The 13,767-nt window shown below is 59.8% G+C and carries 14 protein-coding genes; 11 read left to right on the top strand and 3 right to left on the bottom strand.

Annotated features, from left to right (window positions below; all coding sequences use genetic code 11):
* Positions 1-24 precede the first annotated feature (24 nt).
* A complete protein-coding gene (locus ASC96_RS25275; protein ID WP_060505823.1) occupies positions 25-1,167 on the top strand; it encodes an FAD-dependent oxidoreductase in 1,143 nt (380 codons plus the stop codon).
* Positions 1,168-1,254: 87 nt separating this feature from the next.
* On the opposite strand, the gene ASC96_RS25270 is transcribed toward ASC96_RS25275, so the two are convergent.
* Entirely contained in the window at positions 1,255-1,644 is a 390-nt protein-coding gene (locus tag ASC96_RS25270) for a PRC-barrel domain-containing protein (RefSeq protein WP_060506066.1), read from the bottom strand.
* 201 nt (positions 1,645-1,845) lie between these two features.
* Between ASC96_RS25270 and ASC96_RS25265 the strand changes: the two genes are divergently transcribed.
* From ASC96_RS25265 to uraH, 5 genes are all read left to right on the top strand, one after another.
* Entirely contained in the window at positions 1,846-2,652 is an 807-nt protein-coding gene (locus ASC96_RS25265) for a DUF1045 domain-containing protein (RefSeq protein ID WP_060505822.1), read from the top strand.
* A 132-nt stretch (positions 2,653-2,784) separates the two neighbouring features.
* Positions 2,785-3,714, top strand: a complete 930-nt coding sequence (gene puuE / locus ASC96_RS25260) for an allantoinase PuuE (protein ID WP_060505821.1) — start codon at positions 2,785-2,787, stop codon at positions 3,712-3,714.
* Entirely contained in the window at positions 3,714-4,217 is a 504-nt protein-coding gene (gene uraD, locus ASC96_RS25255) for a 2-oxo-4-hydroxy-4-carboxy-5-ureidoimidazoline decarboxylase (RefSeq protein WP_060505820.1), read from the top strand. The genes puuE and uraD overlap by 1 nt, the downstream gene beginning before the upstream one ends.
* 42 nt (positions 4,218-4,259) lie before the next feature.
* Positions 4,260-4,757, top strand: a complete 498-nt coding sequence (locus tag ASC96_RS25250; protein WP_060506065.1) for an ureidoglycolate lyase — start codon at positions 4,260-4,262, stop codon at positions 4,755-4,757.
* A gap of 20 nt (positions 4,758-4,777) precedes the next feature.
* Positions 4,778-5,134 carry a hydroxyisourate hydrolase gene (gene uraH, locus ASC96_RS25245; RefSeq protein ID WP_060506064.1) on the top strand — a complete coding sequence of 119 codons (357 nt, stop codon included), beginning with the start codon at positions 4,778-4,780 and terminating at the stop codon, positions 5,132-5,134.
* A 2-nt stretch (positions 5,135-5,136) separates the two neighbouring features.
* Here the strand turns inward: uraH and ASC96_RS25240 are convergent, their stop codons facing one another.
* Together ASC96_RS25240 and ASC96_RS25235 are read right to left on the bottom strand one after the other, a co-directional pair.
* The gene (locus ASC96_RS25240; RefSeq protein ID WP_060505819.1) at positions 5,137-6,273 is read right to left on the bottom strand and encodes an alpha-hydroxy acid oxidase; all 1,137 of its coding nucleotides are present in this window, start codon (positions 6,271-6,273) and stop codon (positions 5,137-5,139) included.
* Between the two features lie 110 nt (positions 6,274-6,383).
* Positions 6,384-7,349 carry a helix-turn-helix domain-containing protein gene (locus ASC96_RS25235; protein ID WP_060505818.1) on the bottom strand — a complete coding sequence of 322 codons (966 nt, stop codon included), beginning with the start codon at positions 7,347-7,349 and terminating at the stop codon, positions 6,384-6,386.
* Positions 7,350-7,508: 159 nt separating this feature from the next.
* Between ASC96_RS25235 and ASC96_RS25230 the strand changes: the two genes are divergently transcribed.
* The 5 genes from ASC96_RS25230 to ASC96_RS25210 all read left to right on the top strand — a co-directional run bounded on the left by ASC96_RS25230 (position 7,509) and on the right by ASC96_RS25210 (position 13,753).
* Complete coding sequence (locus ASC96_RS25230; protein WP_060505817.1) at positions 7,509-8,735, top strand: extracellular solute-binding protein; 1,227 nt, start codon at positions 7,509-7,511, stop codon at positions 8,733-8,735.
* 178 nt (positions 8,736-8,913) lie between these two features.
* On the top strand, positions 8,914-9,822 hold the full coding sequence (locus ASC96_RS25225) for a sugar ABC transporter permease (protein WP_060505816.1): 909 nt from the start codon (positions 8,914-8,916) through the stop codon (positions 9,820-9,822).
* Positions 9,822-10,673, top strand: coding sequence for a carbohydrate ABC transporter permease (locus tag ASC96_RS25220; RefSeq protein ID WP_060505815.1), 852 nt, complete (start codon positions 9,822-9,824; stop codon positions 10,671-10,673). The genes ASC96_RS25225 and ASC96_RS25220 overlap by 1 nt, the downstream gene beginning before the upstream one ends.
* Positions 10,674-10,724: 51 nt before the next feature.
* Positions 10,725-11,822, top strand: coding sequence for a sn-glycerol-3-phosphate ABC transporter ATP-binding protein UgpC (gene ugpC, locus ASC96_RS25215; protein ID WP_060505814.1), 1,098 nt, complete (start codon positions 10,725-10,727; stop codon positions 11,820-11,822).
* Positions 11,822-13,753, top strand: a complete 1,932-nt coding sequence (locus tag ASC96_RS25210; RefSeq protein WP_060505813.1) for a beta-galactosidase — start codon at positions 11,822-11,824, stop codon at positions 13,751-13,753. The genes ugpC and ASC96_RS25210 overlap by 1 nt, the downstream gene beginning before the upstream one ends.
* Positions 13,754-13,767: the final 14 nt, after the last annotated feature.

Raw genomic sequence — 13,767 nt, 5'->3', positions numbered from 1 at the left:
CTCCGCATGCAGGAAGGTCAATCGATGACGGATCTGTTGATCGTCGGCGGCGGCATCATGGGGCTCTGGGCTGCCGTCATGGCCGATCAGGCTGGGTTGAAAACGGTTCTCGTCGAGCGTGACAGGATCGGCGCCGGTGCCAGCGGCGGCGTGCTCGGCGCGCTGATGCCGCATATGCCGGATCGCTGGAATGCCAAGAAGCAGTTCCAGTTTGATGCACTGCTCTCGCTTGAAGAAGAAGTTGTCGACCTTGAGGCGCAAACTGGGCTATCGGCCGGTTATCGCCGCTCGGGCCGGCTGATCCCGCTGCCAAAACCACATTTGCGCACCATCGCTCTTCGCCATGAGCAAGACGCGCTCGTGAATTGGAAGCAGAAGGACCGGCAGTTCTTTTGGCATGTTCGAGACAACCCGGCGGCGGCTGGCTGGCCAGAAACCGAAGCCATGGCTAGCGGTGTCGTGTTCGATACGCTGGCCGCACGTATCGATCCGCGCTTGCTTCTGAGGGTTTTGAGCGCGGCGCTTCTGCAGTCTCGCCACGTGCAGATTGAGGAGGGGCGGGCGCTTGCCGGTCTTGACCCGGCTGTCGGCAAGGCGACGTTTTCGGACGGACACTCCATTTCTTTCGGTGCGTGCATTCTTGCCAGCGGAGTCGACGCCTTCCGGCAGCTGGATGCCCTGGAAGAAACCCCGATGGCGGCATCCAGCGGCGCGGCCGTCAAGGGGCAGGCGGCGGTGTTGAAAGCCGATATCGATCCCGCCTTACCTGTCATTTTTATGGATGGTCTCTACATCGTGCCGCATGACAACGGCCTTGTTGCCATTGGCAGCACCAGCGAAGACAAATTTGCCGATCCGTTGTCAAACGACCATCTGCTGGACGATCTCCTTTCCCGGGCTCGGGCGGTTGTTCCGTCGCTTGCCGATGCGCCTGTGGTCGAGCGCTGGGCGGGCTTGCGGCCAAAGGCCATCGGCCGCGATCCGATGGTCGGCCGCCATCCGGATCATTCCCGCCTTTATACCCTGACCGGCGGCTTCAAGATCAGCTTCGGACTGGCGCATCGTCTTGCGGCCAGTGTTATCGGCGAAATCACCGGGCGGGCGGATGGAGCGTTGCCGGAGACGTTCCGCTGTGCCAGCCATTTTTCGCTGCTCCGCGGCTCATAAAGCTGACGTCGTCATAAGTGGCGTGCCGTTCATGCAAAAAAGCCCTGCTCGGGTGAGCAAGGCTTTTCGCTGGCGGTTCAGGCTGAATTACATCCAATATGGCGGCACGCCGTAATAATCGTAGACGCGGCGGCCGTTTTCCTTGTTCCAGTCGTACTCGTCATTCCCGTGATATTTCGGCGCACTTTCCACCTGTTCGCGGGTGATATCAGTACGATAGCCACCAAGGCTCTCGTCGTAGCTAAGCTTCTGCCACGGAAGCGGATAGTGGTCTTCACCGATACCGAGGAAGCCACCGAAACCGAGCACGGCATAGGAGACACGGCCACTGCGCTTTTCCAGGATGACCCGCTCGATCGAGCCGATGTGCTTTCCGTCCTGGCCATACACGCGGGTACCTTCGACCTTGTCGCTGGCGATCAGGTCGTGCGTTTCCTTGATGCTGGCATCCCGGTTCATGCTTTCCTGGTAAGTCATGATCAGTCTCCGTTTTTGAATGGTATCGCTTGGAAAACGAAGCAAATGCCAGTTGGTTCCGTTCAGAAACCGGTATTTCCGGGCAGCCATTCATTTTTGCAGGGATAGATCGTAAGTTTGTATTGGCCGCCGCCATTCGTCATTGTGTCATGCAAATCACTTAACCCCGGCTCCAGAACAAGTTTCAACGGAGCGGGGCCGATGCGGTACGCCATCTATTTTACGCCGTCGATGTACGATCCCCTGTCGGTCGCCGCGGCAAGCTGGCTTGGCCGCAACGTCTATTCCGGCGAAGCGCCCGAGGCGCCCTCTATCGCCGGTTTCAGCCGGCAGGAGCTGGCGTTTCACACCGCCGTGCCGCGCCGCTACGGATTTCACGGGACGATCAAGGCCCCCTTCCGCCTGCATGACGATACCAGCGAATCGGCACTCTTGAAGGCGCTGATGCATTTTGCCAGCACCATGACGCCGTTTGAGATTCCGCGAATGGAAATCGCACGGCTCGGCGAGTTTTTCGGGCTCGCACCCTCGGTCCCCTGCGAGCAGATGAACCATCTCGCAGCTTCCGTGGTTCAGGTCTTCGATGAATTTCGCGCACCCTTGAGCGATATCGAGATCGAGCGGCGGGATCCGGACCGGTTGACGGCCCCGCAGTTCTCCAATCTCCACCGCTGGGGCTATCCCTATGTGATGGATGAATTCCGTTTTCATATGATGTTGACGGGGCCGGTAAATTCCAAACTCAACGCCCGCTTCGAAACCGCCTTGCGCGATTTCTTCGAGCCGGTGATCGCTGATCCGTTGAAAATTTCCAGCCTTGCCCTGTTCGTCGAGCAGGAACCCGGCGCGCCGTTGCGGGTCCATTCGCAGCATCCGCTCGGCAAGCTTTCGGCGCACCGGCCCGCTGCTGCTTGCGCAAAAGCCAGTGCCTCGGCATTGATCACTGTGCCGCGCATTTCCGAATCAAGGGCGGCTGTGGCTGCCCGCTTGCTGCAGGCGAGCTGCTGAGCCGCAGATGCCGTTCTGACTGTTAAAGCTCCAGCCTCTGCAAGCTTTGGACAGAGCGTTACCGGTCACCATTTTGACTTCGATTTTCCGGTCCCGGATGATACCGTTCCGGCAAATTCGAAGGGTGATTTCATGACAGACCAATCCTATCCACGCGATCTCGTCGGCTATGGCCGCAATCCTCCGCAAGTTCGCTGGCCGGGCGATGCGCGCATCGCCGTGCAATTCGTGGTCAACTATGAAGAGGGGGGCGAGAGCTGCATTCTTGACAGCGACAAGGCATCCGAATCGCTGCTGTCGGAAATCGTCGGCGCACAGCCCTGGGCCGGCCAGCGCAACCTCAATATGGAATCGATCTACGAGTATGGCGCGCGTGCCGGTTTCTGGCGGCTGTGGCGGATGTTTACCAGCCGCAATGTCGATGTCACCGTTTACGGCGTGACGCTGGCCATGGCGCGCAATCCGGAGGCGGTTGCCGCCATGAAGGAAGCGGGTTGGGAAATCGCCAGCCACGGCTATCGCTGGCTGGAGTACAAGGATTTTTCCGAAGACGAGGAACGCAAGCATATCCGCGAGGCCGTGCGCCTTCACACCGAACTGACGGGATCGCACCCGCTTGGCATGTATCAGGGCAAGCCTTCAGACAATACATTGAAGCTGGTGATCGAAGAGGGCGGCTTCGTCTATTCCTCTGACAGCTATGCCGACGAACTACCCTATTGGGTGCCGGGCCTGACCAAGGACAAGCCGCATCTGATCATTCCGTATACGCTCGATGCTAACGACATGCGGTTTGCGACGCCGCAGGGCTTCAATTCCGGCGACCAGTTCTTTGCCTATCTGAAGGACACGTTCGACGTGCTCTATGCGGAAGGTAAGGAAGGCAGCCCGAAGATGATGAATGTCGGTCTGCACTGCCGTCTCGTCGGCCGGCCAGGTCGGGCCGCGGCGCTTGCCCGGTTCGTCGATTACGTTCTAAGCCACGAAAAGGTCTGGACGCCGAAGCGCATCGACATCGCCCGGCACTGGCATGAGCATCACAAGCCGGAAGGTGGCCTGTGATGCTGGCGCGGGACGAGTTTGTCGCGCGGTTTGGCGGCGTATTCGAGCATTCTCCTTGGGTCGCCGAGCGTGCTTTCGACACGGTACCGGATATTTCGCTGACGTCTGACGATGTGCATGAGGCGCTGGTTGCGCCGTTCCGTGCGGCCTCGCATGCCGAGCGGCTGGCGGTTCTCCGCGCTCATCCGGATCTTGCTGGTAAACTCGCCATTGCCGGTGGGCTGACCGAGGATTCCAAGGCGGAGCAGGCTGGGGCAGGGCTTGATCGCCTTAGTGCCTCCGAACATGCGCGGTTTACCGGGTTGAATACCGCCTATACGGAGAAATTCGGCTTTCCTTTCATCATCGCCGTCAAGGGGCTGAACAAGGACGATATTCTGTCTGCCTTCGAAAGGCGGATTGACAATAGCCAGGAAGAGGAATTTGAAACGGCATCTGCGCAGGTCGAGAAGATCGCGCTTTTGCGTTTGCGTTCACTGCTTCCGGGAGAAGACAATGCCTAAGACGAACCCGCCATGCCATTTCACGGCGGCATTGACGATCTGATGCCACATATTCTGACGATCGAGCCGCTGACCCAAGCGGCATTCGCGCCTTTTGGCACTGTTATTGAGGCTGATCCGGAAACGATGCGGCTTATCAACGGTGGATCGACCGAGCGGTTTCATGCGCTTGGACGTGCCGATGTGGCCGGTGACGATGCCCGCGTCATCATCAATATCTTTCGCGGCCAGCCGCGCAGCTTTCCCTACAGTGTGATGATGATGGAGCGCCATCCGCTGGGCTCCCAAAGCTTCTCGCCGATCAGTGGCGGTTCGTGGCTTGCGGTCGTGGCGCCGGATGATGGTGGAAAGCCTGGATTACCGCGGGTCTTTCTGGCCACCGGCGCGCAAGGCGTCAACTATGGCCGCAATGTCTGGCATCATCCGCTGATGGCTGTCGGCGCGGTCAGCGATTTCCTGGTTGTCGATCGTGATGGTCCGGGTAACAATCTCGAAGAGGTTTTCTACGACGAGCCCTTCGTCATCGCCAATCCCTTCTGACGCACGAGGTTCCCATGAGCATGTCCGGCCGCCTGACCACCCATGTCCTCGATACCGCGCTCGGTAAACCGGCCAGAGGCTTGAAGATCGACCTCTTCCTGATCGAGGGTGACGGTCGCCGTCTGCTGCGCACTGTCGAAACCAACAGTGACGGCCGGGTCGATGGCCCGGTGCTTGAGGGCGACGCCTTTGTGGCCGGTACTTATGAGTTGCTGTTCCACGCGGGTGACTATCTGCGTGGGACTGGTGCTGTCTTGGCAGAGCCAGCCTTCCTCGATCTCATTCCGCTGCGCTTCGGCATTGCCGATGCGGCCAGCCACTACCATGTGCCGCTGCTGCTTTCGCCGTTCAGCTATTCGACATACCGGGGTAGCTGAGCCTATTCGGCAATCACGTCCCGGTTGATATCACGGATATCACGCTTGCCGCAGAGCGCCATGGTGATGTCGAGTTCCTTGCGGATGATATCGAGCGTGGTGGTGACACCGGCCTTGCCGCCGGCGCCGAGGCCATAGAGGAACGGGCGGCCGATATAGGTGCCCTTTGCGCCCAAGGCGATAGCCTTCAGTACATCCTGGCCGGAACGGATGCCGCCATCGACATGGACCTCGATCTGGTGGCCGACGGCATCGACGATTTTCGGCAGCATGCTGATCGATGACGGTGCGCCATCCAACTGGCGGCCGCCGTGATTGGAAACGATGATCGCGTCAGCGCCGGTGCGCGCCGCCATCTTGGCGTCCTCGACATCGAGAATGCCCTTCAGGATCAGCGGGCCGCCCCACATTTTCTTGATTTCCTCGACATTTTCCCAGGACAGCTGCGGATCGAACTGTTCGGCGGTCCAGGAAGAGAGGGAGGAGAGATCGGAGACGTTCTTGGCGTGGCCGACGATGTTGCCGAAGCTGCGGCGCTTGGTCCCCAGCATCTGCATGCACCATAGCGGCCGGGTCGCCATCTGCCAGATATGTTTTGGGGTGAATTTCGGCGGGGCTGACAGGCCGTTGCGCAGGTCCTTGTGACGCTGGCCGAGAATCTGCAGGTCGAGCGTCAGGACCAGTGCCGAGCATTTGGCGGCCTTGGCGCGGTCGATCAGGTTCTTGACGAATTCCCGGTCGCGCATGACGTAGAGCTGAAACCAGAAAGGCTTTGTCGTCACCGAGGCAACGTCCTCGATCGAGCAGATGCTCATCGTGGAGAGCGTGAAGGGAACGCCAAATTCCTCGGCCGCCTTCGCCGCCAGCATTTCGCCATCGGCGTGCTGCATGCCGGTCAGGCCGGTCGGAGACAGGGCCACCGGCATCGAGACCTTCTGGCCGATCATCGTGCTTTCGAGCGAGCGGTTGGTCATATCGACCAGCACGCGCTGGCGCAGCTTCATCTTGCGGAAATCCTCTTCGTTGGCCCGGTACGTGCCTTCGGTCCATGCGCCGCTGTCGGCATAGTCAAAGAACATTTTTGGCACGCGGCGCTTGGCGAGTGCCTTGAGGTCACTGATTTCGAGGATTTTGGCCATGGCGCGGGTTTCCAGCTCAACAGATGTTGCCCGGCCATACCATGTTTCGCGAATGCTTGTTAAGAGCCGAATCGAGAAGAGGTAAAAATATTTTACCTCTTTCTCGATGCTCAATCGCCGCCAGCAATTTGCCCGTTCACCGTCGCATGTACCTCACGCGCCTTGGGCGGCTTGGCAAGCCGGCGCCGAAATGTGCCGGGCTTGGTGCCGAACCGGTCATGGAAGGCTTCGTAGAAACGGGAGAGGGAGCCGAAACCCGCCTCGAAGGCAATCGAGGTGATCGGCAGGTCGGTGGAAATCAGCAGCGATTGCGCCGTGTCGAGGCGGTGGCGGACGATCGATTGATTGATGGTCACGCCAACGGTGCGCTTGAAGATGCCCATTGCATAATTTGGGTGAAGGCCGACATCCCTTCCGACATCCTCGGCCGATATGTTTTCCAGCGCATGTTCGGTAATGAAGCGCATCATCCGCTCGACATGGAACATCCGGTCGGCGTCGTGATGTTCGAACGAGGCGATGGCCGAGCCCTGTTCGCGCAGATCGCGCCAGCCCTCGCGGTCGAGACGGCGCACGCGCGCGCCGAGTTCCTCGCGTACGATCTGCTCCAACTCCGCGTCACCGGAGAGCAGTTCCTCGCGCCAGCGCATGAAGACGTCGCGGTCATAGGGCCTGATATCGAGCGCTTCGATCATTGCGCCGCGAAAGACGGCATCGCGAAAACGGCTGAGGCTTGGAAGCGCCAGAAAGACCGACATCGGCACATAGAGGCAGATGAACCGCGTCGGGTCTTTGATATCCGTCACCTGATGCGGGATCATCCCCCAGAACAGGCAGAGCCGTCCTTCCGAAACGCTGAGCTCGCGCCCGTCGAACCAGTAGGTCATCTCGCCTTCCAGCACGAAATTGAGCTCGATCTGACTGTGCATGTGCGGGCCTGCCATGCGCCGCACATTGATGTTGTCGCCGGCGCAGAAACGGTGATCGCCAAACACCACCAGCGGATGGGCCGGATCGCGTTCCGGATGAACCGGTGTCGCTCCGAGCCTGTTCACGAGTTTCGGACGGCGGGTCATTTCATATCCTGCTGATGTTAGGAAACCGGAAGTCTATGCCGAAATGTCGGAAGTAGATTGCGGGTTTCGGCCGCAAGGTCAAGGCGTTCATGCGGGAGAGAGGAACAAGACGACCTGCGGGACGCAACGGCACCACACGCTGATCCTTGGGAGGATATCATGAATTCTTTTAAAGCCGCGCTCGCGCTCGGCTATGCACTGACCGTCTCGACCGCGTTCGCAGGCGAACTCGTCGTCAATTCCGACCAGACCGATCCGGCGCCGAAAAAGGCAATGGAAACCTTGATCGAAGGGTTCAAGGCTGCCCATCCGGACGTCACGGTCAAGTGGAACAATTTCGACCATGAAGGCTACAAGTCGGCGATCCGCAACTTCCTGACGGCGGACGCGCCCGACGTGGTGTCCTGGTATTCCGGCAACCGCATGGCCCCCTTCGTCAAGGCCGGCCTGTTCGAGGATGTCACTGATCTGTGGACCGAAAACAAGCTGGACGACCAGCTGAAATCGGCTGTGAAGTCAATGGAAATCGACGGCAAGAAATGGGGCATTCCCTATTCCTACTATCAGTGGGGCATCTACTACCGCAAAGACATCTTCGCCGAGCAGGGTATCACTCCGCCAAAGACCTGGGCCGAACTGATAGCCGCTTGCGAAAAGATCAAGGCAGCCGGCATGACGCCGTTTGCAATCGGCACCAAGGCCCTTTGGCCGACGGGCGGCTGGTTCGACTATCTCGACCTGCGCGTCAATGGCTACGAATTCCACATGGACCTGACGGCGGGCAAGGTTCCCTACACCGATCCGAAGGTGAAGGCCGTGTTCGAAAAGTGGGGCGAACTGGTCAAGCCCGGCTATTTCATTGAAAACCACGCCGCGATCGACTGGCAGGATGCCATCCCGCAATTCGTCCAGGGCAAGGCGCCGATGTATCTGATGGGCAATTTCGCCGTTGCTGCGATGGTCGATGGCGGGCTGAAGGAAGACCAGATCGGCTTCCTGCAGTTCCCGGAAATCACCGCCGGCATCCCGATGGCCGAGGATGCACCGACCGAATCCTTCCACATCCCGTCGGGTGCGAAGAACAAGGAAGATGCCCGCAAGTTCCTCGCCTATCTGGCAACGCCGGAGGCTCAGACCAAGATGAACGAGGTTCTCGGCCAGCTTCCGGTCAACAACCAGTCGGCCAAGTCGAACGATCCGTTCCTCAAGGCAGGCTTCGAGATGCTGGCCAACGCCTACGCCTTGGCCCAGTTCTACGATCGTGATGCACCGGCTGAAATGGCCAAGGCCGGTATGGAAGGTTTCCAGCAGTTCATGGTCAAGCCTGACAGTGTCGATGCGATCCTTGCACGCCTCGAAAAGGCACGCGGGCGGATTTACAAGTAGCGGCGGTCTCGGAATAACCCTCCCCCTTGTGGGGAGGGTCGGAGCGAAGCGAAGGGGAGGGGTTCTTTTTCTTAAACAGAAGAAAACCCCGCCCCACCCCTCCCCACAAGGGTGAGGGAGTACTCCGAGCATGCCGCGCCTTCATTAATCTCAAATTTTTTTAACAAAAGGGGCCGCGATGAGCAGCACCGTTCCCGCGACAACGAGTTACTGGAAACGCAACCAGCAGCGCCTCGCGCCCTGGCTGTTTCTGGCGCCCGGCATGATCATGTTTTCGATCTATGTGATCATCCCGATCTTTGAATCCATCTGGATCAGTTTCTACGACTGGGATGGCCTTGGGGCAAAGACCTGGATCGGCGTTGCCAATTATGTCGAGCTTCTCGATGACGAGGCGTTCTACACCTCGCTGAAGAACAACATCCTCTGGCTGGTGCTTTATCTGCTGGCGGTTCCGGCCGGTCTTGCCGTGGCGTTGTTTCTCAACCAGACGGTCACCGGCATCCGGCTCTATAAGTCGCTGTTCTTCTTTCCGTTCGTCATCAGCCAGGTGGTCGTCGGCCTGATCTTCACCTGGTTCTATGCCCCGGATTTCGGACTGCTTTCGGCGCTGATCAAGACGGTGACCGGCGAAAGCATCGCCATCCTTGCCGACGAGCGTTACGTGACGCTCGGCATCATCGCCGCTGGCCTCTGGCCACAGATCGCCTATTGCATGATCCTCTATTTGACGGGCCTCAACAACATCAATCCCGAGCAGGTGGAAGCCGCCCGCATGGACGGCGCCAAGGGCTGGTCGCTGCTCTGGAACATCGTCCTGCCGCAACTTGGTCCCGCCACCTTCATCGCCATCGTCGTCACTGTCATTGGGGCGCTGCGCTCCTTCGACCTGGTGTCGATCATGACCGATGGCGGCCCCTATGGATCGAGCCGCGTGTTGTCCTTTTACATGTATGAGCAGGCGCTGTCCGAATACGGCTACCGCATGGGTTACGGCGCGGCGATCGCGGTCGTTCTGTTCATGATCATGATGGTCTTCATCACGATGTTTATCGTGCGCATGCTGATGCAGGAAAGGAACGCCTGATGTTTCCAACGCCTGTCCAGAAGGCTTCCCCCTGGGTGCGCCACGCCTATACGATCATCCTGCCGGTCGCGCTGATCGTCTGGCTCTTGCCGCTGATCGGCGTCGCCATCACCTCGATTCGTCCGTCCGGCGATCTCGCCGCCGGCAACTATTTCGGCATACCCTCGCGCTTTGCCGGTATCGAGAACTACACCGCCGTCTTCCGGGATTCGCCGATCGGCTGGTACATCCTCAATTCCTTCAAGGTGACGATCCCGACGGTGATCGGCGCGGTCGGGCTTGCCTGCCTCTCTGGGTTCGCTTTGGCGGTCTACAAGTTCCGCGCCAACCTGATCCTGTTCTTCCTGTTCGTCGCGGGCAACTTCATTCCATTTCAGATTCTCATGGTGCCGGTGCGCGACATGACGCTGAAAGCGGGGCTCTACGACAGCATTTCCGGTCTGGTGCTTTTCCACATCGCCTTCCAGACCGGCTTCTGCACGCTGTTCATGCGCAACTTCATCAAGTCGCTGCCATTCGCGCTGATCGAATCCGCCCGTGTCGAAGGTGTCAGCGAGTGGCGGATCTTCCGCTATATCGTCCTGCCCTTGATGCGACCGGCCATCGCAGCCCTTTCGGTGCTGGTGTTCACTTTCATCTGGAACGACTATTTTTGGGCGACGGTCCTGGTGCAGGGCCAGCACGCCATGCCGGTGACGGCCGGGCTCTATTCGCTGAACGGCCAATGGATCGCCGCCTGGCATCTGGTCTCGGCCGGCTCGATCGTCGCCGCCATGCCGCCGGTGCTGATGTTCTTCCTGATGCAGAAACACTTCATCGCCGGGCTGACGCTCGGAGCGACCAAGGGATGATCGCCATGTCCTGCTTTTCCACATTTCAACGTACTTCGGGAGGCAAGGCCAATGGCTGATGTCACACTCCACAATGTCAAGAAACAGTTCGGCGCCGTCAGCGTCATCAAGGGCGTGGATCTCACCATCGCCGATGGCGAGTTCTGCGTCTTCGTCGGCCCGTCCGGCTGCGGCAAGTCCACGCTGCTGCGTATGATTGCCGGGTTGGAAGACATCTCCGCCGGTGACCTGAAGATCGGCGGCAAGGACATGACCCATGTCGGCCCGTCCGAGCGCGGCGTTGCCATGGTCTTCCAGTCCTATGCGCTCTATCCGCACATGACTGTTGCCGACAATATCGGTTTCGGCCTACGCATGACCGGTCACGACAAGGGCGAAATCGAAAAACGCACCAAGCATGCGGCAAAGATGCTGCAGCTCGAACCGCTTTTGACCCGCAAGCCCTCGCAGCTTTCCGGCGGCCAGCGCCAGCGCGTCGCCATTGGCCGCGCCATCGTCCGCAACCCGGAAGTCTTCCTGTTCGACGAGCCGCTGTCGAACCTCGACGCGGCACTGCGCGTGCAGATGCGCACCGAGATCAGCACGCTGCATCAGGACCTGAAGGCGACGATGATCTACGTCACCCACGATCAGGTGGAGGCCATGACCATGGCCGACAAGATCGTCGTCTTGAGTGCCGGATCGATCGAGCAGATCGGCTCGCCGCTCGAACTGTATCATAGACCGAAGAATCTCTTTGTTGCCGGCTTCATCGGCTCGCCGAAGATGAATTTTTTGCGGGCCACAGCCGCGCCTGCAGGCGACCAGATCCGGGTGACGTTGCCGGGTGCCATCGATATTCTGTTGCCTGCCGGTAATGCAAAGGTGAGCGAAGGCCAGCCGGTGACGCTCGGTATTCGTCCCGAACATATCGATGCTGATGCCAGGGACGGCGCCATCCTGTCAGCCAAGCTCAGGCTCGCCGAATATCTCGGCTCCGAGACGATGTTCTATGTCAGCCTTGCCGATGGCAGCGATATCGCCGTCAAGGCCGATGGGCTGGCCACGGCCAAACCGGGCACGGATTTCCGCATCGGCATTCCGCCGAAAGCCTGCCACCTCTTCGACGCCGAGGGCGTCGCCATCATCAATAGGGATCTGACGAAGTAATGCTGGGCGTTTGCTATTATCCGGAACATTGGCCAGAGGCATGGTGGGCAAAGGATGCCCGCCGCATGCGCGAGCTTGGTATCTCTTTCGTTCGCATTGGCGAATTCGCGTGGTCGCGGCTGGAGCCAAAGCGCGGCACGTTCGATTTTGACTGGCTCGACCGGGCCATGGATACGCTGGGTGCCGCCGGTCTGAAAGTCGTGCTCGGCACGCCGACGGCGACTCCGCCGAAATGGCTGATGGACGAATATCCGGAGATCGCCCCGGTTGACCAGCAGGGTCATGTCCGCGGCTTCGGTTCGCGCCGGCATTATACATTTTCCTCGGAAGTCTGGTGGCGCGAGAGCGCCCGCATCGTCGAGATCATCGCCAAACGCTACGGCGAGCATCCGGCACTCGATGGCTGGCAGACCGACAACGAGTACGGCTGCCACGACACGACGCAATCCTGGGGGCAGGAAGACCTGAAGGCATTTCGCCGCTGGCTGAGGCTGCGTTACCAGTCGACCGACCAGCTCAACGAAGCCTGGGGCAATGTCTTCTGGTCGATGGAGGTCAACAGTTTCGACGATGTCGTGCTGCCGAACCTGACGGTCACCGAGACCAATCCGGCGGCGCGGCTCGATTTCTGGCGTTTCCAGTCGGGGCAGGTGGCAGCCTATGACACGATGCAGTGCGAGATCATCCGCAAGCATTCTCCGGGCCGTTGGATCACCCATAACTTCATGGGCTTCGTCAATGATTTCGACCATTGGAAGGTCGGCGAGAACCTCGATATCGCCTCCTGGGATAGTTATCCGATCGGCTTTGTCGAAAAATTTCCGTTCAGCCAGGACGAAAAGAACCGCTGGGCGGAGACGTCGCATCCCGACATCGCACCATTTCATCACGACCTTTATCGCGGCGTCGGCCGTGGCCGTTTCTGGGTGATGGAGCAGCAGCCGGGTCCGGTAAACTGGGCGCCGTGGAACCCGGTGCCGAAGCCGGGCATGGTGCGGCTCTGGACCTGGGAGGCGTTGGCGCATGGTGCCGAAGTCGTCAGCTACTTCCGCTGGCGGCAGGCGCCGTTTGCGCAGGAACAGATGCACGCGGGCCTCAATCTGCCGGGATCGGACGAACTGTCGGCCGGCGGCCGCGAGGCGGAGGTCACCGGCCGCGAGATCATCGAGATGGGCGAACTGCCGACAACGGAACAAGCGCCGGTCGCGATCGTCTATGATTACGAAACCTACTGGAGCACCGTCATTCAGCCGCAGGGCAGGGACTTCCAGTATCACGACCTTGCTTTCCGCTGGTATGAGGCCGTGCGCAAGCTCGGGCTCAACGTCGATTTCGTTCCCCCGGGTGCGGCGCTCGACGGCTACAAGCTGGTCCTCGTGCCATCGCTGATGATTGTCTCGGAGGCAGCATTTCAGGCATTTGCCGCGGCGGAGGGCATCGTTCTCTACGGTCCACGCTCCGGCTCGCGCACGCGCCAGTTTTCCATCCCCGACAATCTGCCGCCGGGTCCGCTTGCCGCGCTGACGGGTATTCGCGTTACGCAGGTCTCGTCGCTGCGTCCCGGTCTTGAGGATGCCGTCTCCGGGGCCGTCTCGGGCGCTGCCATCCGCTGGCGGGAATATATCGAGACCGACGGCGAGGTTCTTGCGCATTTCACCAACGGCGATCCGGCATTGTCGGTGAAGGGCCGGCACCACTATCTTGCCTGCTGGCCTGATCAGTCTCTGCTACAACAGACGCTCACCCAACTGGCGGCAAAAGCTGGCCTCGAAACGGTGGCGCTGCCCGACCACATCCGTCTGCGCAAGCGTGGCGGCATGACGTTTGCATTCAATTACGGCACCGAATCCTGGGCAAGCCCGGCCACGGGTACCGTCATTCTCGGCGACATCGACGTGAAGCCGCAGACGGTAGCGGCCTGGCGGAAATAAAACTGGCGTTTTGC

The organism is Rhizobium sp. Root1204 (genome assembly GCF_001424965.1).
In the GTDB taxonomy this organism is placed as follows: Bacteria; Pseudomonadota; Alphaproteobacteria; order Rhizobiales; family Rhizobiaceae; genus Pararhizobium.
The sequence above is the reverse complement of the archived record's forward strand: the minus strand, read 5'-3'. Positions and strand labels throughout refer to the sequence as shown.

Coding starts and splice junctions, on each gene's coding strand:
- ASC96_RS25250 (WP_060506065.1), top strand. CDS start 4,260: ATGCCACATATTCTGACGATCGAGCCGCTGACCCAAGCGGCATTCGCG.
- ASC96_RS25235 (WP_060505818.1), bottom strand. CDS start 7,349: ATGACCCGCCGTCCGAAACTCGTGAACAGGCTCGGAGCGACACCGGTT.
- ASC96_RS25220 (WP_060505815.1), top strand. CDS start 9,822: ATGTTTCCAACGCCTGTCCAGAAGGCTTCCCCCTGGGTGCGCCACGCC.
- puuE (WP_060505821.1), top strand. CDS start 2,785: ATGACAGACCAATCCTATCCACGCGATCTCGTCGGCTATGGCCGCAAT.
- ASC96_RS25225 (WP_060505816.1), top strand. CDS start 8,914: ATGAGCAGCACCGTTCCCGCGACAACGAGTTACTGGAAACGCAACCAG.
- ugpC (WP_060505814.1), top strand. CDS start 10,725: ATGGCTGATGTCACACTCCACAATGTCAAGAAACAGTTCGGCGCCGTC.
- ASC96_RS25210 (WP_060505813.1), top strand. CDS start 11,822: ATGCTGGGCGTTTGCTATTATCCGGAACATTGGCCAGAGGCATGGTGG.
- ASC96_RS25270 (WP_060506066.1), bottom strand. CDS start 1,644: ATGACTTACCAGGAAAGCATGAACCGGGATGCCAGCATCAAGGAAACG.
- ASC96_RS25275 (WP_060505823.1), top strand. CDS start 25: ATGACGGATCTGTTGATCGTCGGCGGCGGCATCATGGGGCTCTGGGCT.
- uraH (WP_060506064.1), top strand. CDS start 4,778: ATGTCCGGCCGCCTGACCACCCATGTCCTCGATACCGCGCTCGGTAAA.
- ASC96_RS25230 (WP_060505817.1), top strand. CDS start 7,509: ATGAATTCTTTTAAAGCCGCGCTCGCGCTCGGCTATGCACTGACCGTC.
- ASC96_RS25240 (WP_060505819.1), bottom strand. CDS start 6,273: ATGGCCAAAATCCTCGAAATCAGTGACCTCAAGGCACTCGCCAAGCGC.
- ASC96_RS25265 (WP_060505822.1), top strand. CDS start 1,846: ATGCGGTACGCCATCTATTTTACGCCGTCGATGTACGATCCCCTGTCG.
- uraD (WP_060505820.1), top strand. CDS start 3,714: ATGCTGGCGCGGGACGAGTTTGTCGCGCGGTTTGGCGGCGTATTCGAG.